16 protein-coding genes and 1 riboswitch are annotated in these 17,225 nt (G+C 64.5%); of the genes, 5 read left to right on the forward strand and 11 right to left on the reverse strand.

All coding sequences use genetic code 11. The features are described from left to right. The first annotated feature begins 136 nt into the window (after positions 1 to 136). The 3 genes from AC4BBN_RS08300 to tgt all read left to right on the forward strand — a co-directional run bounded on the left by AC4BBN_RS08300 (position 137) and on the right by tgt (position 3,696). Positions 137 to 1,363, forward strand: a complete 1,227-nt coding sequence (locus tag AC4BBN_RS08300) for an HD-GYP domain-containing protein (RefSeq protein WP_490591519.1) — start codon at positions 137 to 139, stop codon at positions 1,361 to 1,363. 84 nt (positions 1,364 to 1,447) lie between these two features. Then, positions 1,448 to 2,497, forward strand: a complete 1,050-nt coding sequence (gene queA, locus AC4BBN_RS08305) for a tRNA preQ1(34) S-adenosylmethionine ribosyltransferase-isomerase QueA (protein ID WP_490591520.1) — start codon at positions 1,448 to 1,450, stop codon at positions 2,495 to 2,497. A gap of 2 nt (positions 2,498 to 2,499) precedes the next feature. Then, positions 2,500 to 3,696 carry a tRNA guanosine(34) transglycosylase Tgt gene (tgt, locus tag AC4BBN_RS08310; RefSeq protein WP_490591521.1) on the forward strand — a complete coding sequence of 399 codons (1,197 nt, stop codon included), beginning with the start codon at positions 2,500 to 2,502 and terminating at the stop codon, positions 3,694 to 3,696. Positions 3,697 to 3,768: 72 nt separating this feature from the next. On the opposite strand, the gene AC4BBN_RS08315 is transcribed toward tgt, so the two are convergent. The 5 genes from AC4BBN_RS08315 to AC4BBN_RS08335 all read right to left on the reverse strand — a co-directional run bounded on the left by AC4BBN_RS08315 (position 3,769) and on the right by AC4BBN_RS08335 (position 7,896). Then, complete coding sequence (locus tag AC4BBN_RS08315) at positions 3,769 to 4,983, reverse strand: MFS transporter (protein WP_490591522.1); 1,215 nt, start codon at positions 4,981 to 4,983, stop codon at positions 3,769 to 3,771. 113 nt (positions 4,984 to 5,096) lie between these two features. Next, positions 5,097 to 6,128, reverse strand: coding sequence for a serine endopeptidase (locus tag AC4BBN_RS08320; RefSeq protein ID WP_490591523.1), 1,032 nt, complete (start codon positions 6,126 to 6,128; stop codon positions 5,097 to 5,099). Between the two features lie 10 nt (positions 6,129 to 6,138). Further along, a complete protein-coding gene (locus AC4BBN_RS08325) occupies positions 6,139 to 6,942 on the reverse strand; it encodes a DUF2145 domain-containing protein (protein ID WP_490591524.1) in 804 nt (267 codons plus the stop codon). Between the two features lie 6 nt (positions 6,943 to 6,948). Further along, positions 6,949 to 7,407: a hypothetical protein gene (locus AC4BBN_RS08330; RefSeq protein WP_490591525.1), complete on the reverse strand. Its 459-nt coding sequence runs from the start codon at positions 7,405 to 7,407 to the stop codon at positions 6,949 to 6,951. Positions 7,408 to 7,422: 15 nt separating this feature from the next. Then, on the reverse strand, positions 7,423 to 7,896 hold the full coding sequence (locus AC4BBN_RS08335; protein WP_490591526.1) for a YiaA/YiaB family inner membrane protein: 474 nt from the start codon (positions 7,894 to 7,896) through the stop codon (positions 7,423 to 7,425). Positions 7,897 to 8,050: 154 nt separating this feature from the next. Between AC4BBN_RS08335 and AC4BBN_RS08340 the strand changes: the two genes are divergently transcribed. Beyond that, positions 8,051 to 8,893 (forward strand): PA4780 family RIO1-like protein kinase, encoded by an 843-nt coding sequence (locus tag AC4BBN_RS08340; protein ID WP_490591527.1) that lies wholly within the window; start codon positions 8,051 to 8,053, stop codon positions 8,891 to 8,893. Here AC4BBN_RS08340 and AC4BBN_RS08345 read toward each other — a convergent pair. Further along, entirely contained in the window at positions 8,876 to 10,819 is a 1,944-nt protein-coding gene (locus tag AC4BBN_RS08345) for an MFS transporter (RefSeq protein WP_490591528.1), read from the reverse strand. The two genes, AC4BBN_RS08340 and AC4BBN_RS08345, sit on opposite strands and share 18 nt — an antisense overlap. A 214-nt stretch (positions 10,820 to 11,033) precedes the next feature. Here AC4BBN_RS08345 and AC4BBN_RS08350 point away from each other — a divergent pair, with 214 nt between their 5' ends. Beyond that, entirely contained in the window at positions 11,034 to 11,765 is a 732-nt protein-coding gene (locus tag AC4BBN_RS08350) for a helix-turn-helix domain-containing protein (protein ID WP_490591529.1), read from the forward strand. A gap of 82 nt (positions 11,766 to 11,847) precedes the next feature. Here AC4BBN_RS08350 and AC4BBN_RS08355 read toward each other — a convergent pair whose 3' ends face one another. The 5 genes from AC4BBN_RS08355 to AC4BBN_RS08375 all read right to left on the reverse strand — a co-directional run bounded on the left by AC4BBN_RS08355 (position 11,848) and on the right by AC4BBN_RS08375 (position 17,224). Further along, positions 11,848 to 13,122 (reverse strand): FIST signal transduction protein, encoded by a 1,275-nt coding sequence (locus tag AC4BBN_RS08355; protein ID WP_490591530.1) that lies wholly within the window; start codon positions 13,120 to 13,122, stop codon positions 11,848 to 11,850. Between the two features lie 27 nt (positions 13,123 to 13,149). After that, positions 13,150 to 13,857, reverse strand: a complete 708-nt coding sequence (locus AC4BBN_RS08360) for a PhaM family polyhydroxyalkanoate granule multifunctional regulatory protein (RefSeq protein ID WP_490591531.1) — start codon at positions 13,855 to 13,857, stop codon at positions 13,150 to 13,152. Positions 13,858 to 13,935: 78 nt separating this feature from the next. After that, the gene (locus AC4BBN_RS08365) at positions 13,936 to 14,613 is read right to left on the reverse strand and encodes an energy-coupling factor ABC transporter permease (RefSeq protein WP_490591532.1); all 678 of its coding nucleotides are present in this window, start codon (positions 14,611 to 14,613) and stop codon (positions 13,936 to 13,938) included. A 188-nt stretch (positions 14,614 to 14,801) separates the two neighbouring features. Continuing rightward, positions 14,802 to 15,049: riboswitch (cobalamin riboswitch) on the reverse strand. A 113-nt stretch (positions 15,050 to 15,162) separates the two neighbouring features. Beyond that, on the reverse strand, positions 15,163 to 16,566 hold the full coding sequence (locus AC4BBN_RS08370) for a PepSY-associated TM helix domain-containing protein (protein ID WP_490591533.1): 1,404 nt from the start codon (positions 16,564 to 16,566) through the stop codon (positions 15,163 to 15,165). Between the two features lie 160 nt (positions 16,567 to 16,726). After that, positions 16,727 to 17,224 carry a copper chaperone PCu(A)C gene (locus AC4BBN_RS08375; protein WP_490591534.1) on the reverse strand — a complete coding sequence of 166 codons (498 nt, stop codon included), beginning with the start codon at positions 17,222 to 17,224 and terminating at the stop codon, positions 16,727 to 16,729. Position 17,225 lies beyond the last annotated feature (1 nt).

Consider the following 17,225-nt stretch of genomic DNA (forward strand, 5'->3'; position numbering starts at 1 on the left):
GATTTTGCCTTGTTGTCCATAGCGCACAGCGCAAACTTTGTGACGGCAGACCCAGCATCCTGGGCCATACTATGTATGTATGCTGGTCCGTGCCGCTGATGAGGGCGCCACGTCACTCGCTCGTTTTTCTTGTCCTATGCTCAAAAGAATCAAAGTTGAACACCTGACGCTAGGAATGCACATTGACGGCTTTTGCGGGCCCTGGATGGACCACCCGTTCTGGCGCAACCATTTTGTGCTGACCGACCCCCAGGATCTGGTCCGTGCCAAGGCCAGCGCCATCCAGGAAGTGTGGATAGATACCCAAAAGGGACGTGACATTGCGGTCGGCGAGTCCCCTATGGCCGAAGCCGCCTCTATGTTCGCGACACTGGAAGACGAATTCACCCTGCCCGAGCCCTTACGCGATACCGCCCCCACCTCCGCTGCCGTAGAACTAAAGCGCGCCGCCAACATCTGCAACAAGGCCAAAGAGGCCGTCGTCGCCATGTTCCAGGAAGCCCGCATGGGCAACGCGGTGAATACCGAGTTGGCCGGCCATCTGGTGCAGGAAATCTCCGACTCGGTGGCCCGCAACCCCGGCGCACTGATCAGCCTGGCCCGGCTGAAGTCGGTAGACGACTACACCTACATGCATTCCGTGGCGGTATGCGCCCTGATGATTGCACTGGGCCGCCAGCTGCGCCTGAAGGAAGAGCAAATCCGCTCCCTGGGCCTGGCCGGCCTGCTGCATGACCTGGGCAAGGCCCTGATGCCCATGGAGGTGCTGAACAAGCCCGGCAAGCTGACCGACGCCGAGTTCGACGTCATCAAGTCCCACCCCCTGAAGGGCTACAGCATGCTCGTCGAAGGCCAGGCGGTGGACAACATCGTGCTGGACGTGGTGCTACACCACCACGAGCGCACCGACGGCACCGGCTACCCCGACCAGCAAAAGGGCGGTGCCATGAGCCTGTTCGCCCGCATGGGCGCGGTCTGCGATGTGTACGACGCCATCACCTCCAACCGCCCCTATAAAAAGGGCTGGGACCCCGCCGAATCCATCAAGCGCATGGCCGAATGGACCTCGGGCCATCTGGACCCGATGGTGTTTCAGGCCTTTGTGAAAAGCCTGGGCATCTACCCGGTAGGCTCCCTGGTCAAGCTGGCGTCGGGCCGCTTGGGCGTGGTGACCGAGCAAAACCCCAGCAGCCTGCTCAAGCCCCTGGTCAAGGTGTTTTACTCGACCAAATCCGAAATGCGCATCCCCCCGGAAGTGGTGGACCTGGCCGCATCGACCACCAAAGAAAAGATCGTCGGTCGCGAAAACCCCGCCTTCTGGAACTTCGCGGACCTAGACGAGCTATGGGCCAGCGGTAGCTAGCCCTACCGACCTGGTCGCCGCGCATGGGACAATCGCGGGTTGTTCCCCAACTCTTGGTATGGGTTTGTCCAGCCCTCAAGTTCCATGCGCACCTATTCCCTCAGCGATTTCGACTTCATCCTGCCTGAGGCCCTGATCGCCCAGCACCCCGCCCCTGAACGCAGCAGCTCCCGCCTGCTGGACGGCACGGGCACCACCGCCCAGGACCGCATCTTCCGCGACCTGCCCAGCCTGCTCCAAGCCGGCGACCTGCTGGTCTTTAACGACACCAAGGTGCTTAAAGCCCGCCTGTTCGGCGAAAAATCCAGCGGCGGCAAGGTCGAGCTGCTGGTCGAGCGCGTGCTGACCGGCAACCAGGTCGCCGCCCATATGCGCGTCAGCAAAAAGCCCGAGCCAGGTGCCACCATCGACTTGGTGGGTGAGCCTGGCTTCCGCGCCACCCTGCTGGGCCGCTGGCCCGATGCCGACGGCACGCTGTTCCGCTTCGTGCTCAGTAACGACGCAGGCGATGACCCCTACACCCTGATGGAGCGCCACGGCCATGTGCCGCTGCCGCCCTACATCACGCACACCGATTCGGCCGAGGACGCGCAGCGCTACCAGACCGTATTCGCCCGCGCACCCGGCGCCGTGGCCGCGCCCACCGCCGCCCTGCACTTTGACGAAGCCCTGCTGGCCCAACTGGAAGCCCAGGGCGTGCAGCGCGCCAGCGTCACCCTGCACGTGGGCGCCGGCACCTTCCAGCCGGTAAAGACCGAGAACATCGCCGAGCACCAGATGCACAGCGAGTGGTACGAAGTACCCGCCGCCACCCAGCAAGCCATTGCCGCCTGCAAGGCCCGTGGCGGCCGCGTGGTCGCCGTGGGCACCACCACCGTACGCACGCTGGAGTCCTGGGCCCAGTCGGGCGTGGCCAGCGGCGACACGCGCATCTTCATCACCCCGGGCTTTGCGTTCCAGCATGTGGACCTGCTGGTGACCAACTTCCATTTGCCCAAGTCCAGCCTGATGATGCTGGTGAGCGCGTTGGCCGGCTATGAGCACGTCATGGACCTGTACCGCCACGCCATCGCCCACCAATACCGTTTCTTCAGCTATGGCGATGCCATGCTGCTCCAGCGAAAGACCGCCTGACCATGTTGCAATTCGACCTACTCAAGACTGACGCCCCTTCTGCCGACGGCAGCTACCTGGGCAGCCATGCGCGCCGTGGCGCGCTGACGCTGAACCACGGCGTGGTGCAAACCCCGATCTTCATGCCCGTGGGCACCTACGGCACGGTCAAGGGCGTGATGCCGCGCAGCCTGGAAGAAATGGGCGCGCAAATCATCCTGGGCAACACCTTCCACCTGTGGATGCGGCCAGGGCGGGATGTGATGCAGAGCTTCGGTGGCCTGCACGGCTTCGAGAAGTGGAACAAGCCCATCCTCACCGATTCAGGCGGATTCCAGGTGTGGAGCCTGGGTGCGATGCGCAAGATCACCGAGGAAGGCGTGACCTTCGCCTCACCGGTGAACGGCGACAAGCTGTTTATGTCGCCCGAGGTCAGCATGCAGATCCAGACCGGGCTGAACTCCGACATCGTGATGCAGCTCGACGAGTGCACACCGTACGAGACCAATGGCCACAAGACCACCGAGGCCGAGGCGCGCAAGTCCATGGAGATGAGCCGCCGCTGGGCCAAGCGCTCCAAGGACGAGTTTGAACGCCTGGGCAATCCCAATGCGCTGTTCGGCATCGTGCAGGGCGGCATGTACACCAACTTACGCCAGGAGTCGCTGCAGGCACTGGTCGAAATGGACTTCCCCGGCTACGCCGTGGGCGGCGTTTCGGTCGGCGAGCCCAAGGACGAGATGCTGGAGATCATGGCGCACACGCCGCACCTGCTGCCGGCGAATAAGCCGCGCTACCTGATGGGCGTGGGCACACCCGAAGACCTGGTGCAGGGCGTGGCCGATGGCGTGGACATGTTTGACTGCGTGATGCCCACGCGCAACGCGCGCAACGGCACCATCTTCACGCGCTACGGCGACCTGAAGCTGCGCAACGCACGGCACAAGACCGACCACCAGCCGCTGGACCCGACCTGCACCTGCCACGCGTGTGCCGGAACCTCTGGCGTGAGTTGGGCCGACGGTGGCCGCGACGGTTTCAGCCGTGCCTACCTGCACCACCTGGACCGCTGCGGCGAAATGCTGGGCCCCATGCTGACCACGGTGCACAACCTGCACTACTACCTGAACCTGATGCGCGAAATCCGCGAGGCGCTGGACGCCGGCAGCTTCGGCCAGTTCCGCGCGCAGTTCAAGGCCGACCGGGCGCGCGGGGTCTGAACCGTAGCGCTACATAAAACATAGCTTCTCGCGCAGGAAAAACCTGCGCCAGCGGCGTTTTTTGCTTGAAATTCAATGCGCAAACATCGCGGCCTCGCGCGCGCTGGCTGTGCGGTGCGCGTACTTGCGGTCTTGCGCGCGGGCCAGGAAGGTCATGCTGAAAGCCAGCAGCGCCAAAGCGGCGCCGACCCAGGGTAGGTGGGTATATGACACGCCAGACTGCAGGGCCGTGGCGCCTAGCCAGGCACCGCCCGCGCAACCGATGTTGAAGCCGCCCTGGTTCAGGGTAGACGCCAGGTTAGGCGCGTTGTGCGCGGCGTCCATCACGCGGATCTGCAGTGCCGGCACAGCGGCAAACGACACCATGCCCCAGACGAACAGCATCACCAGGCACGGCCACCAGTAGGCGCTGGCTACGGTAAAGCCCGCCAACAACAGGCTCAACAAGAAGAAAACAGCCACCAGCATGCGCAGCGGGCGCCGGTCGGCCAGCCGGCCGCCCAGCAAGTTGCCCACGGTCAGCCCCACGCCGAAGATCAGCAGAAACAGGCTCGCATCATGGTCGTTCACCTGGGTCACGTTGGCCAAAATCGGCCGCACATAGGTGAAGACGGAAAACAGGCTGGCAGCCGACACGCCGCTCAAGGCCATGCCCAGCAGCACGCGCGGGTCGCGCAGCATGCCGAACTCCTGGGCCAGGCCCGGGCCTGGCACGGCGGCCATCTTGGGCAGCAAGGCCGCCAGGCCCACCAGCGCCACCAGGCCGATGACCGCGACCACCGCAAAGGTGTAGCGCCAGCCCAGGGCCTGGCCCAGCGCCGTGCCGCCGGGCACGCCCAGCACATTGGCCACGGTCAAGCCCGCAAACATCAGGGCCATGGCCTGGGCACGTTGGTCTCGCGGCACCAGGTCGGCCGCCACCACCGCGCCCATGCCGAAGAAGGCCGCATGCGCAAACGCGGTGAACACGCGCGCCGCCATCATCAGCCCGAAGCTGGGCGCCACAGCGCACAGCAGGTTGCCCAGCATGAAGATGGCCATCAGCAACAGCAAGGACCCCTTGCGCGGCGCCTTGGACAAGGCCGCCGCCATCACCGGCGCCCCCACCACCACGCCCATCGCATAGCCGGTGACCAGCATGCCGGCAGACGGAATGGACACCTTCAAGTCCGCCGCCACCTCGGGCAGCAAACCCATGATGACGAATTCGGTGGAGCCGATGCCGAAGGCGCCCGCAGTCAAGGCGAACAGGGGTATACGCTGGCGCAAATGGGTCAGAAAGCTCATGGTGGGTAGCCCCGTTGCGGGGCGAAAAGAGGCGAGAAAGGTGGGGCAGGGGTTAACGGTATCTTACGGGCCGAGCTTCCCTGCGCCCCGCTCGCCCCGATGAAGCCCCCAGCCTATGCCGGGGTTCCACATGCGTGGCAGAACTTGGCAAATGCGCTCTTGCGGGTGTTGCAAGGTTTGCAGTGGTCGAACAGGCCGATGCCGCAGTGCGGGCAGAAGTCGATGCCGGCATCTTTCAAATCTACCTGGCGCTCGCAGCCGGGGCACACGCTTTTGGCCAGGCGGGCCAGGGCCACGTCGTAGCTGAGTTCTTCGCGCCGCTGGGCATCGGGCAGGGCTTCGGCCAGCTTTTGTTTTTCCAGATAGCGGTTCAGGCCCACGATGGCCTGGCGGCCCACCAGCACGGTCAGTACGATGCCGACCACGTAGCGCACATAACCGCCGTAGCTGGGCAGGTAGGGCACCAGCTCGATGAAGAAGGCGAACAGCGCAAAGTAAATGAAGCCCCAGACAAACGGCCAGTAGGTGCTCTTGCGCTTCTTGGCAAACAGCCAGCCGGCCACCACCAGCAAGGGCAGGGTCAGCGCCAGCCGGTAGCCGAACACCCGCAGCTCCTGCTTGCGCTGCTCGGCGTACAGGCCTTCCTGAGCCTTCTGCTCCAGGGTGGACAGCTGCTTGTGAGCGGCCTGCACCGACTGGCGGGCGTCCAGGGCGCGTTGCTCCAGCTGTTCGATCTGGCTCTGGGCGCTGCGCTCGGCGGCCTTGAGTTTGTCCAGCGCCTTGGTGCGCGATAGCAGCTCGGGGTCCTGGTCGGCGCTGCCGGTGGCGTGGCGGGTGGCCAGCCAGTTGTCGAAGGTTTCGCGCGCGGCTGCGGCATCGGTCTGCGCCACCTGCAGCTTCAGCTGCGCCTGCTCCAGCGCGGTGTTGGCCTCTTGCTCGGCCTGCTGGCCGGTCTTCACAGCGGCACGCGCCTGGGCGGCGGCGGGCTTGTCGATGAAGTCCTCCTGGCTGTACTGGTGCTCCACCTGCGGCAGGTCGCCGACGATGCTGCCGCCCAGGCCGATCAAGAAGCCGCCGAACACAAGGGCTACCAGCCACAGGCCACGGCGGAACCATTTTTCAGACAAACGCAGTGTTTTGCTCATCGCAACTCCTTCACAGGGACAAACGGACCGGCGCCTGGCCCAGCTGGGCCCGCTGCAACCAGGCAAACACCGAGTCTACGGTGACTGTCTCGATGCGGTCGCTGAAGCGCTTGGCATTCGGGTGGTCGTCAAAGGCCACATTCGCCTGCGTCGCACGCGCCCCCAGACGCGTCAGCGGGCCGATGTGCAGCGCCGTGGGTTCATAGCCCTTGAACTGCAGCCAGGCCTGGGCGCGCGACCGGCTGTCGGCACCAGGCTCCATGGCCGAGGCCAGGGTTTCCATCGCCCACTGGTTGGACTGCTGGTAGCGCGTGCCCCAGGCGTAGCTGACCAGGCTGTAGGGCTTAGTGTGCAGGCGGGTGGCGCGGGCCGGGTCCTGCAGCAGCGCCAGCAGGCGGTCCTGCACCTCGGGCGTGGGCACGACCCAGGCGGCTTCATAGCGCCACAAGTCGTCCAGGAAGAACTCGCCCAGGCCTTGGCGGTAAATGGCGGCGTCCGGCGTGCCGCACTGGTTGAGCTTGTGCAGCACGCGCCACACATGGCCGCCCTGCCCGTCGGGCTGCTGGTAGGCCAGGCCGAGGTGCGAGTAGCGCAGGCCGTAGGCGCCCAGGTCCTGGCCCGCGCGGGCCAGGATGACTACGCGTGCACCGCTGGCGTCCAGCGCCGCAAGGGTGCGCTCGGCCAGGGTCAGGCTGCGCTCTACCGTGGCGGCCTTGGGCGGCTGCTCGGCGGCGCAGTTGCGCCCTGCCAACGCGGGCTGGGCCAGCCACAGGCCAGCGCAGAGCCAGAGAATGGAGAAGAAACGGGTCCGCATGGCCGACTAGCCCGTGACTTTTTCGTTGTACAGCAAGGCCCGGCCCAGGGCGTTGGGAATGAAGGCAATCGCCTCGCCCGCCGCCGACAGCACCACGCCGGCCCCGATGACGCTGACCGTCACCACGCTGCCCACCGCCAGCGCCGTGCCCGACACGGCCCTGGCGCCGATCTCCACGCTGGCCTGGGCGCCGTCCGAGGCGCGTTCCAGCAGGTACACCGTGCCGCGGGCGGTGGACTGCACCGTCTTCACCACCAACACCGCACCCGCCGTCAGCAGTACCACCGGCAGGGCCACGACCGCGCTGGCCGCCGCCGTCGAGCCCACCACTACCGAGGCAATCGGCAGGGCCGACACGGCGCTCAGCGCAGATGCCTCGCTTTGGGCTTTGGCATCAAATGGGGCTGTAGCGCAGAAGATACCTGCGCAGGCAGCTATAAAAATACTAGCAATTGGGTTTCGCATGAAAGTCTCCAGAAGTTATTCAGCGTCGGCGCGGTGCTGGCGGTTGCGCAGCTGGGCATCGGCCACATCAGCCTCATGCCTATCGCGCAAAGTCTTGGCCAGGGTGAAGCTGCCGGTGATCAGGTAGAGCCAGCTCACGCCCAGAAAGGCCTTGTAGGTATCGTTCACCTCCATGCGCACCAGACCCCAGCCGGTCAGGCCCATGGCAAGGAAGAAGCCGCCCCAGACCACCAGCTTGAACATGGGCGTGTCGGCAGTGCGCAGGTCGCCCTGGGTTTTTTCGTTGTCACGCACAAACTTGGACAACACGAACGCCGCCGTCAGGCAGAAGAAGTAGCCCATTACCATGAAGGCGCGGTCCAGGTCCTTGCCGGGCAGATAGGCAAGGCCCACGGCACAGACAAAGACCGCCAGGGCGAACGAGACCCAGACCTGCAAAGACCAGGCTTTGGAGTCACGGTGGATCAGAACTTGTTTGGTGTTTTGCATGCTGCCCTCTGGCTAGTGGTTGAAGATGGCCGCGATTATCAAAAGCCGCCACGCTAGGCCGTGCATTTTTCAGCACCAGTGGCAAAAAATAAGCTGCAAGGTATGAAAAAACGATACTTTCTGACCGCTACCCACTGCATGCACAATCGCCAGGATGAAAGCACCACCCAGACTGCAAGCCTTGGTCGAAGAAGGCCTGATCGACACCGTGGTCCGCCAGCTGATGAGCGGCAAGGAAGCCATGGTCTACGTGGTGCGCAGCGGCGACCACACCCTGTGCGCCAAGATCTACAAGGAAGCGACCAACCGCAGCTTCCGCCAGGCGGTGGACTACACCGAGAACCGCAAGGTGAAGAACAGCCGCCAGGCCCGCGCCATGGCCAAGGGCAGCAAATTCGGCCGCGAGGCGCAAGAGGCGGCCTGGCAAAGCGCCGAGGTCGATGCGCTGTACAAGATGGCCGATGCCGGCGTGCGCGTGCCCAAGCCCTACAACTTCTTTGAAGGTGTGCTGCTGATGGAGCTGGTGACCGACGCCCATGGCGACGCCGCCCCGCGCCTGAACGACGTGGTGTTCAGCCCCGAAGACGCCCGCCGCCACCACGCCACGCTGCTGGCCGAGGTGGTGCGCATGCTCTGCGCGGGCACGGTGCACGGCGATTTGTCAGAGTTCAACATCCTGCTGGCTGCCGACGGCCCCGTCATCATCGACCTGCCCCAGGCGGTGGACGCCGCCGGCAACAACCATGCCCAGCGCATGCTGCTGCGCGACGTGGCGAACCTGCGCGACTTCTTCGGCCAGTTCGCCCCCGAACTGCGGCACACGGCCTATGGCCCGGAAATGTGGGAGCTGTACCAGCGCGGCCTGCTGACCACCGAGGTGGCGCTCACCGGCAAGTACACCGCGAAGGCCGGCGCGGTAGACATGGGCAGCGTGCTGCGCGAGATCGACGACGCGCGGGCGGAGGATGCTGCGCGTAGGCTACGGATGGGCGGCTAACAACCCCGCCACCCGCGCCCGCAGCAGCTCCGGCTGCACCTCTGCCGCCGCCATGGGCTGCCCCACATTCAGCCCCACCCGGTTCAGCACGCCGCGCCGAAAGGGCTTGGCCATGGCCGTGCCGCCTTCGATGCGGCTGAAGAACGAGCCCCACAGATTGGTCAAGGCCATGGGAATCACCGGCACTGGTGCGGCCTCCAGAATCTTCATGATGCCGCCCTTGAACTCCTGCAGCTGGCCGTCCTTGGTCAGCCCGCCTTCGGGGAAGATGCCCAGCAGATCGCCATCGGCCAGCACCTTGGCGGCGGCGGCAAAGGCGGCCTCGTAGGCCTGTGGGTCTTCGGCACGCGGGGCGATGGGGATGGCCTTGGCCAGGCGGAACAGCCAGCCCAGCACCGGCACCTGGAAGATGCGGTGGTCCATCAAGAAGGTGATGGGGCGCGGGCTGGCCGCCATCAGCAACACCGCGTCGACAAAGCTCACGTGGTTGCAGGCCAGAATGGCCGCGCCGTGCACCGGGATGTGCTCGTCGCCCTGCACCTTGAAGCGGTATACGCAGTGCGACAGCAGCCAGGCCACAAAGCGCAGCAGGTACTCGGGCACCACCAGGAAGATGTAGGCAGCCACCACCGCATTCGCCAAGCCGGTGAACAGGAATATCTGCGGAATGGTGCAGCCCGCGCCCAGCAGCGCGCCGGCCAGCACCGAGCTGGCAATCATGAACAGCGCGTTCAAGATGTTGTTCGCGGCGATGATGCGCGCCCGGTGCGTGGGCTGGCTGCGCAGCTGGATCAGCGCATACATGGGCACGCTGTACAAGCCGGCAAACAGGCTCAGCAGCGCCAGGTCGGCCATCACCCGCCAATGCGCGGCCTGCGCCACGAAGGCACCCAGGCCCATCACACCCGTATCGGGCAGGCCACGCGATGCAAAGTACAGGTCCACCGCAAACACGCTCATGCCGATGGCACCCAGCGGCACCAGGCCGATCTCCACATGGCGGCGGCTCAGCACCTCGCACAGCAGCGAGCCGGTGCCGATACCGATAGAGAACACCACCAGCAGCAGCGTGGCTACCTGCTCGTCGCCGTGCAGCACTTCCTTGGCAAAGCTGGGGAACTGGCTCAAGAACACCGCGCCAAAGAACCACATCCAGCTGATGCCCAGCAGCGAGCGGAACACCACCAGATTGCCGTGCGCCAGCTGCAGGTTGCGGCAGGTTTCGGTGAACGGGTTCCAGTTGATCTTCAGGCCCGGGTCGGTGGCTGGCAGCTGCGGAATCGCCTGCGCCACGCAACGCCCCACCAGCGCCAGACCCACGCAGCCAATGGCCACCGCCGTGTGGCCCACCTCGGGCACGGCCACCAGCAGGCCGCCGACGATGTCGCCCAGCAAGATGGCCACGAAGGTGCCCATCTCGACCATGCCGTTGCCGCCGGTCAGCTCGGCATCATTCAGCACCTGCGGCAGATAGGCAAACTTCACCGGCCCGAACAGCGTGGAATGCAGGCCCATCAAAAACACGCAAGACAGCAGCACCGGCACCTGCACCGCCACATTGCTGGTGAAGAAGCCATAGGCCGCCAACAGCATGATGGCGATCTCCAGGTTCTTCACCGCGCGGATCATGGCCGTCTTGGGGAACTTGTCGGTCAGCTGGCCGCTGGTGGCCGAGAACAGCAAAAACGGCAGGATGAACAACGCCCCAATCACGAGCCCGGCCATGGCCGGCGGCAGCCAGCTGACGCTGAGCTGGTAGGTCACCATCACCGTGAACGAGAACTTGAACAGGTTGTCGTTCGCCGCGCCGGAAAACTGGGTCCAGAAGAACGGCGCGAAGCGGCGCTGCTTCAACAGGGCGAACTGGTTCGGGTGCGCTTGAACGGGTGCTTGATCGGCAGGAACATCGGCTGTCTGTGTCGTCATTTTTATAAACCCAATATGGCTGTGACGCACATTCTATGTGCGGGTAAAGCTATTAAAAATATAGCTACTTCAAGACCAGCGCAAGCACCATGGCACTTGCCAAATTGCGTGTGCCTTGATGGTGGCGTCAGTATGTGACACGCCTACCACGGCGGCGGCAGCATTTCGAACTGGACTGACCCAGCGCCCCAAAAGGTATCAATAATCGATACCTATGAGCACCACCGCCGACCTCGTTACCGCCCTGAAGAAGGAACTCAAAGCCGCGCACATGACCTATGCCGACCTGGCCGTGCAGCTGGGCGTGGCCGAGTCCAGTGTGAAGCGCATGCTGGCCAAGGGCGACATGCCGCTGTCGCGTGTGGACGCCATCTGCCGTGCGCTGAAACTGGACTTTGCCGAGCTGGCCCGCCGCGTGGCCGATGCCCAGCCGCTGCTGGCCGGGCTGACGCAGGAGCAGGAGCGCGCCGTGGTGGCCGACAAGAAGCTACTGCTGGTGGCGATCTGCGTGTTGAGCCAGTGGACGCTGGAGCAGATCGTGGCCAGCTACCGCCTGAGCGAGGCCGAGTGCATACGCTGCCTGGCCCAGCTGGACCGCGTCGGCATCATCGAGCTGCGCCCGCTGAACCGCTACCGCCTGAAGCTGGCCAAGACCTTTCGCTGGCTGCCGCACGGGCCGGTGATGCAGTTCTTCCGCGAGGACGTGCTGCTGGACTACTACAACGGCGGTTTTGACGGCCCCGGCGAGGGCCTGCTGCTGGTGCACGGCAGCGTCAGCCGCAGCCTGGCGCCGCTGTTTCTGGAGCGGCTGCAGCGCGTGGCGCAGGACTTTGCGCAACAGCACCTGGCCGACCAGAAGCTGCCCGAAGCCGCGCTGGAGGGCTACACCCTGCTGCTGGGCATGCGGCGTTGGGAGTTTGCGGCGTTTACCGCATTGAGGCGCTGAAACGCTGCGGTTCAAAGCCCATCAACCGTTCGCCCTGAGCTTGTCGAAGGGCCCTTCGACAAGCTCAGGGCGAACGAGTTGCCTAGGCCGAAACGCTGTCCGTAAATACCGTCAACACGCCCGTATACCCATACAAATTCTGCCGGGCGATTTCGCCGGCGGCGAAGAAGCCCACCAGGGGCACATCGCCCAGCGCGCGGCGCACGATCTGCAGCTCGGCGCTGGGGCCGCCGAAATGGTTGCCGCCACGGCCGGTGCAGCTGACGTACACAGCCCCGGCAATGCGCCGTGCCGGGTGTGGGGCGGATTCGGCCTCGGGGACGGCGAGCGCGGCGGCGATCTCTACCGACAGCTCCTCGGGCTCCAGCTCTTCACGGATTTCGGCGCAGATGCGCACCAGGTCGGAGCGCGCGGCCTGCATATTGCGCTGGCAAAAGGCCAACCGGGTGCCGACCTCGACCGTGTCGGCAATGGCAATGCCTTCGCGCGCGGGGTCCAGGCCGATGATGTGGCGCACCACCACGTCGCTGCCGAAATGCGCGGTGCGCAGCATGGCATCGCCGGCGGGCGAGCGCGTCAGCCCGACCAGGGTGTTGCGCACCTTGGCCAAGGCCTCTTGCGGCTGGGCCAGGTTCACGCCCAGGTCGTGCAGCAGCACGGTCAGCGCGGGCTGGCCGTCCAGTTCCAACACCAGGTTGCCGTCCGAGGCCGTGACCGTGCGGTTGGCGCTGATGGGCTGGCAGCCCTGGGTGATGCGCGACACCAGGTGCACGCCATCGGCAAAGGCCACGCCGCTAAGACCGCCGCTGAACACGCCACCAGCCGCGCCATGGCCTTTGATATTGCCGTTGCCACCCACGGCAAACTGTACCGAGCGGGTGCGGCTGGAGGCCAGGCCGCCGAACAGGTAGCCAGTCTCGGTGCGCTGGGCCATCTCGGCCACCAGCTCGGTCAGGTCGTGGGTGTTCGCGTCGGCGTGGACCAGGGCGGTATGCGCCTCAAAGCCCAGACCCAGCGGCGCCACGCCGGAGAACACGCGGTACTGGTCGGCCGGCAGGTCGCACAGCATGACGCTGAGCGCGGGCTCGTCAAAGTACTCGACATTGTTGGCGGCAATGCCTATGCCGACGGTGCCTGACCAGTCGGTCACCTCGGGCAGCTCGCCGCTCAGGTGGTCCAGGATGTCCTGCGCATCGCCAGCGTAATGGTCGGTGATGTAGAGCAGGCCCAGGCTGGGCGCGTTGGCGTAATCCGGCAGCGCCATCTGCGCACGCAGCTGGGCCAGCACCAGGCCGGCTGCCATGCGCCACTGGGGGTGCGTGGCATGGCCATGGGGGAAAAGTTTGAGGGCAGGCATGGGCCTAGCGTCCGAAAAAATAAAGCCTCAGATTACGCGCTTTTTGGGAACAGCTTTTTTAGCAGGGGCTTTTTTGGCGGGCGTCTTATTGGCTGCGGCCTTGGCCGGGGCAGCTTGGGGTTCGGCAGCGGGCTTGGCCTTGGGGGTGGCGGCCTTGGCGAACTCGCCCACGCTTTTCAGCGCCTCCGCCGCAAAGTTGCTGGCCAGGTCCTTGCTCTTTTCCAGCGCGGCCTGGGTGCCAGCATCTTTCAACGCAGCGCCGGCAATGTGCTGGAACTGTTCGGTCAGCGAGCCCCACCATTTCAGTGGGTCCACCACGCCGGGCAGCGGGGCTGCGGGCTCGGCTTGGGGCTCAGGTGCGGCGGCCTGGGGTGGAGGCGTGGGTTCCGGTTCAGGCTCGGGTGCTGCCTCGGGCGCGGGGGTGGGTTTGAGCTTGAAGGCATCCGCCAGGTCGGCCATGCTGAAGTTCATGCCCTTGAGTGTGGCCAGGGTCATTTTCTGCACCTCCAGCGCCTGGATGGTGGCTTTCAGCGCCACCGCATTCTGGTCCAGCCAGAACTGCACCGCCTTCAGCTCGGTGATGCGCTTTTCCAGCTCTTCCACATTGATGGTGGGCGCCACCCAACCGCCGAGTGGCGACGCCGGGGCAGCGCCAGCCGCCCCCTTGCCCAGGTTCTTCAGGAAGTCAAAACCGGGCACGAATTTGCTGAAATCAAAGGCGGATGTATCGCTCATGGTGTCTCCTTGGGTGTTGCCTACACAGCTTACCCCAACCAACACCAGAAGAGATGGCTAGTCCACCAGAGACAAACCTCACACGGCGCTGTACAAACGCTGCTCGACCAAGGCTGTGCCTTGCAGTCGGCGCCAGGCCTTGGCAGCAGCCAGCACGCCCAGGTCTACCAGAGGCTCTACCAGCACGACCGTCATATAGGCAGCGCCAAAGCTGGCGATCTGGCCCAGGTTTTCAGCTCCGACGCCTCGGCCATACAAAGCCCAGAAGCCAACCCAGACCACGATGCCACCTTGGTATGCCACCGACAGCTTGAACGCCTGCTGGTAGCCAATGTCCACATAGGCCACGGTGTCCGGGATGATGCGGCGCGCCAGCGCAGAAGTGGCAAACAGGGGCACAAGCAAGGTCGTGACGTTCATTCCGTACTGGGGCACGTCTTGCCATTCGAAAAACAGGCCCTGGACCAACAAACCCGCTGCCAAGCCGATGGCCGCGGGTGCCACACCAAAAATCAGCATCAGGGTCGTGCCCAGAATCAGGTGCACCTCGGACACACCCACGGGATGGTGCGGCAGTAGTTCAAAAAAGCTGAACACCAGGGCGGTGGTGATGGCAGAGCGCAGCAGCAAGGCCAGCATGCCATCCTTCTTCACAGCATCTACCGCGAGTTTGGCGCTGTAGCCAAGGGCCGCCAGCGCAGTCGCGTAGCTCAGAATGATTTTGCTGCCGTCAACAAGTCCGGGTTCAATGTGCATGGTGTATTTCCTCAAGTGGTAACGCAGGTTGAAAGAATGGTGCGCGGTTTGAAAGGTACATGCGTTGCACCCAGACGTGGTTTCGCCATCCAGAGATGGTCAATGAAAGAGTTTTCATGGAATCAAGGACCCGATAAGAGTTCTCCCTGGCTTCCCCGCCAGGGCATGAACGTCAACGCCGCACATCCATGCAACGCACCTTGTTGGCCGGTATCCGGGCTGATGGCACAACTTCCATCGCCTTCCCAAGCGCTTGTTCAGGGCGCTCAGTGGCTGGTTGATGAAAGCGGAATGGAGACACAGCTCCATCCATCCAATTGACCGTTGCGGGGGCAGCGCAGGTGGCGCGATGGGTTGTTGCCCCATCACACTCCTGCTTCCCGTTGAACTGCGGCATGTGAACCACGCCGCGAGCACCAACGACGGCATTTTAGGCGGGGCATTTGGCATTTGGCATCTATCGATTAAAGCGATGACCTTCTCGGCGCAGAAAGAGCACCAACGTGATTGCTTCCGTGGAATGTTTGAACTGTCGCCAGGTGCATGGCATCAAGACAGTACGGTTCTCAGCGCTGAAAAGCGCGAGATCAGCAGCCAGTCCAGCAGCAGCACCGCCAGCAGTACGCCACCGGCCAAGGGGAATGCCAGCGCGGTCAGCAGCATCACCACTGCGCCGCCCTTCCACAGCGGGGCCTGGGCGGGCACGCTGGGTGCCGCCAAACGGCCGCTGCCCTTGGGGCGCCGCAGCCACCACATCACCACGCCGCTGACGCACAGCAGCACCACGGCCAGGCAAAACAGCACATTGGCGCAGGCGCTCCACAGCCCCACGTCGCCCTGGTGCAAGGCAATGCCCACCGCCATGGCCTTGGCCATGGGCGAATAGTCGGCATAGGCTGCCTCGGCCAGGATGCGACCGGTGTAACGGTCTACGTGCACAAAGCGGTCTTGGAAGGGATTGCCCATATCGCCGTTCATGGTGTCGGCCGAGATGGAGTACACGCCCGTGGCGTCCTGCGGTACGTTGATGTGGTACTGCCCGGTGAACCCCAGGCGCTGGGCCAGCGCGGCCACGCCATCCAGGTTGACGGCTTCACCGGCCAGGATGCCCGGCGTGCCGAGCTGCGAGCCGGATACCGGCAGCGGCGTTTGCTCCAGCCCCCAGGGCGCACCGCGTATGCCACCACTGTCGAGCGCAGCATGGGTGGCGTCCGATGTCGGCACGGCGTCCCACTTGCTGGCCGGGAATGTGCTCCAGGGTTGCACATACTTCGCACCCCATACGCTGGTCCACGACATGCCGCTGAGCAGGAATAGGAACAACACCACGCCCAACCAAATGCCCAGGCTGGAGTGCAAAGACTTCCACCACTTGCGGCCAGTGGCCCGCCAATCGGGCAGCAGCACTTCGGACCACTGGTTCAACTGGCGCGGCCAAAACAAATAAAGGCCGGTGATGACCATCACAATGCCCAAACCTGCGGCCACTTCCATCAGGTAGCCGCCGACCGCGCCCAGCAGCAGCTTGGCGTGGATCTGCCGGGCCCAGGCAAATACGGTGCTGTCCTTGTTCACCACCTTGAGCACCTCGGCCGTGTAGGGGTTCACGGCCACCGCATCGGTGACACCGTCGTGCGCCATCAGGAACCAGCTGGCAAGGTCGGGCGCCTTGGGGGCGATGTACTCGCGCAGCTGGGCGGCGGGGAGCTGCGTCAGTACGGGCTTGAACTGGGCCGTCACGGGCTGTGTCTGGCCCTGGGGCGCGACATACACCGTCGGGCCCAGCCGGGTTTGAAAGCCGGTGAAGTACACCATCACCAGGCCGGTCACCGCCAGCACCACCAAAAAGGGCACAACGAACAGACCGGTGTAGAAGTGCCAACGCCAGGCCGTGGCATAAAAACGGGACGTACCCGTGGCGCGCGCAGGCGCCGTTGCAGTCGCGGAAGTCATAGTTTGAAAATAGATTGCGCAGCCCCATGCGACCCCAAAATGGGGTGCATACAGCTACAGATGCGCCTGTCGGCGCGGGACATTCAGATCGACAGGGCGTCAGCCCTGCAGCAGCCCCGGCAACCGGGGGCTGAATAGGGGCCGGAAAGACCGACGCGCCTTAGTGGACGTGGTCCGCGTGCGCGCCGTGCCCGGCACCTGCGCTGCTGGCCCCAGGGGCTACCGTGGCGACGGGCAGCTTCAGGTCCAGCTTGCTTTCCACACCCTTGGCGTCCTTGAAGGTCAGCGTCAGCGGGATGGTGCTGTCCTTGGGCAGGGCTGCTTTCAGGTCCATCAGCATGACGTGGAACCCGCCGGGGCTCAGTGCCACGGGCTTGCCAGCGGGCAAGTCCAGGCCACCCTGCACCGCGCGCATGCGCATCACGTCGCCGTCCATCTTCATCTCGTGCACCTCGGCCAGGCCGGCCACGGGGGTGGACACGGCCACCAGCTTGGTGTTTTCCTTGGCGGTCAGGGTCATAAAGGCGCCAGAGGCCTTTTGACCCTGTACGCTGGTGCGGACCCAGGCGTCCTTGACCACTACGTTTTGGGCATACGCATTTTGATAAAAAAGCCCGCTAGCGCAGAGAATAGCTGCGGCAATAGCTATAAATTTCATA

Source organism: Rhodoferax sp. SPJ21, from assembly GCF_058216335.1.

Bases quoted from the DNA above. Each gene is read 5' to 3' on its own strand.
- AC4BBN_RS08360 (WP_490591531.1), bottom strand. From the start codon at position 13,857: ATGAGCGATACATCCGCCTTTGATTTCAGCAAATTCGTGCCCGGTTTT.
- AC4BBN_RS08370 (WP_490591533.1), bottom strand. From the start codon at position 16,566: ATGACTTCCGCGACTGCAACGGCGCCTGCGCGCGCCACGGGTACGTCC.
- AC4BBN_RS08300 (WP_490591519.1), top strand. From the start codon at position 137: ATGCTCAAAAGAATCAAAGTTGAACACCTGACGCTAGGAATGCACATT.
- AC4BBN_RS08355 (WP_490591530.1), bottom strand. From the start codon at position 13,122: ATGCCTGCCCTCAAACTTTTCCCCCATGGCCATGCCACGCACCCCCAG.
- queA (WP_490591520.1), top strand. From the start codon at position 1,448: ATGCGCACCTATTCCCTCAGCGATTTCGACTTCATCCTGCCTGAGGCC.
- AC4BBN_RS08320 (WP_490591523.1), bottom strand. From the start codon at position 6,128: ATGAGCAAAACACTGCGTTTGTCTGAAAAATGGTTCCGCCGTGGCCTG.
- tgt (WP_490591521.1), top strand. From the start codon at position 2,500: ATGTTGCAATTCGACCTACTCAAGACTGACGCCCCTTCTGCCGACGGC.
- AC4BBN_RS08325 (WP_490591524.1), bottom strand. From the start codon at position 6,942: ATGCGGACCCGTTTCTTCTCCATTCTCTGGCTCTGCGCTGGCCTGTGG.
- AC4BBN_RS08350 (WP_490591529.1), top strand. From the start codon at position 11,034: ATGAGCACCACCGCCGACCTCGTTACCGCCCTGAAGAAGGAACTCAAA.
- AC4BBN_RS08335 (WP_490591526.1), bottom strand. From the start codon at position 7,896: ATGCAAAACACCAAACAAGTTCTGATCCACCGTGACTCCAAAGCCTGG.
- AC4BBN_RS08375 (WP_490591534.1), bottom strand. From the start codon at position 17,224: ATGAAATTTATAGCTATTGCCGCAGCTATTCTCTGCGCTAGCGGGCTT.
- AC4BBN_RS08330 (WP_490591525.1), bottom strand. From the start codon at position 7,407: ATGCGAAACCCAATTGCTAGTATTTTTATAGCTGCCTGCGCAGGTATC.
- AC4BBN_RS08345 (WP_490591528.1), bottom strand. From the start codon at position 10,819: ATGACGACACAGACAGCCGATGTTCCTGCCGATCAAGCACCCGTTCAA.
- AC4BBN_RS08340 (WP_490591527.1), top strand. From the start codon at position 8,051: ATGAAAGCACCACCCAGACTGCAAGCCTTGGTCGAAGAAGGCCTGATC.
- AC4BBN_RS08315 (WP_490591522.1), bottom strand. From the start codon at position 4,983: ATGAGCTTTCTGACCCATTTGCGCCAGCGTATACCCCTGTTCGCCTTG.
- AC4BBN_RS08365 (WP_490591532.1), bottom strand. From the start codon at position 14,613: ATGCACATTGAACCCGGACTTGTTGACGGCAGCAAAATCATTCTGAGC.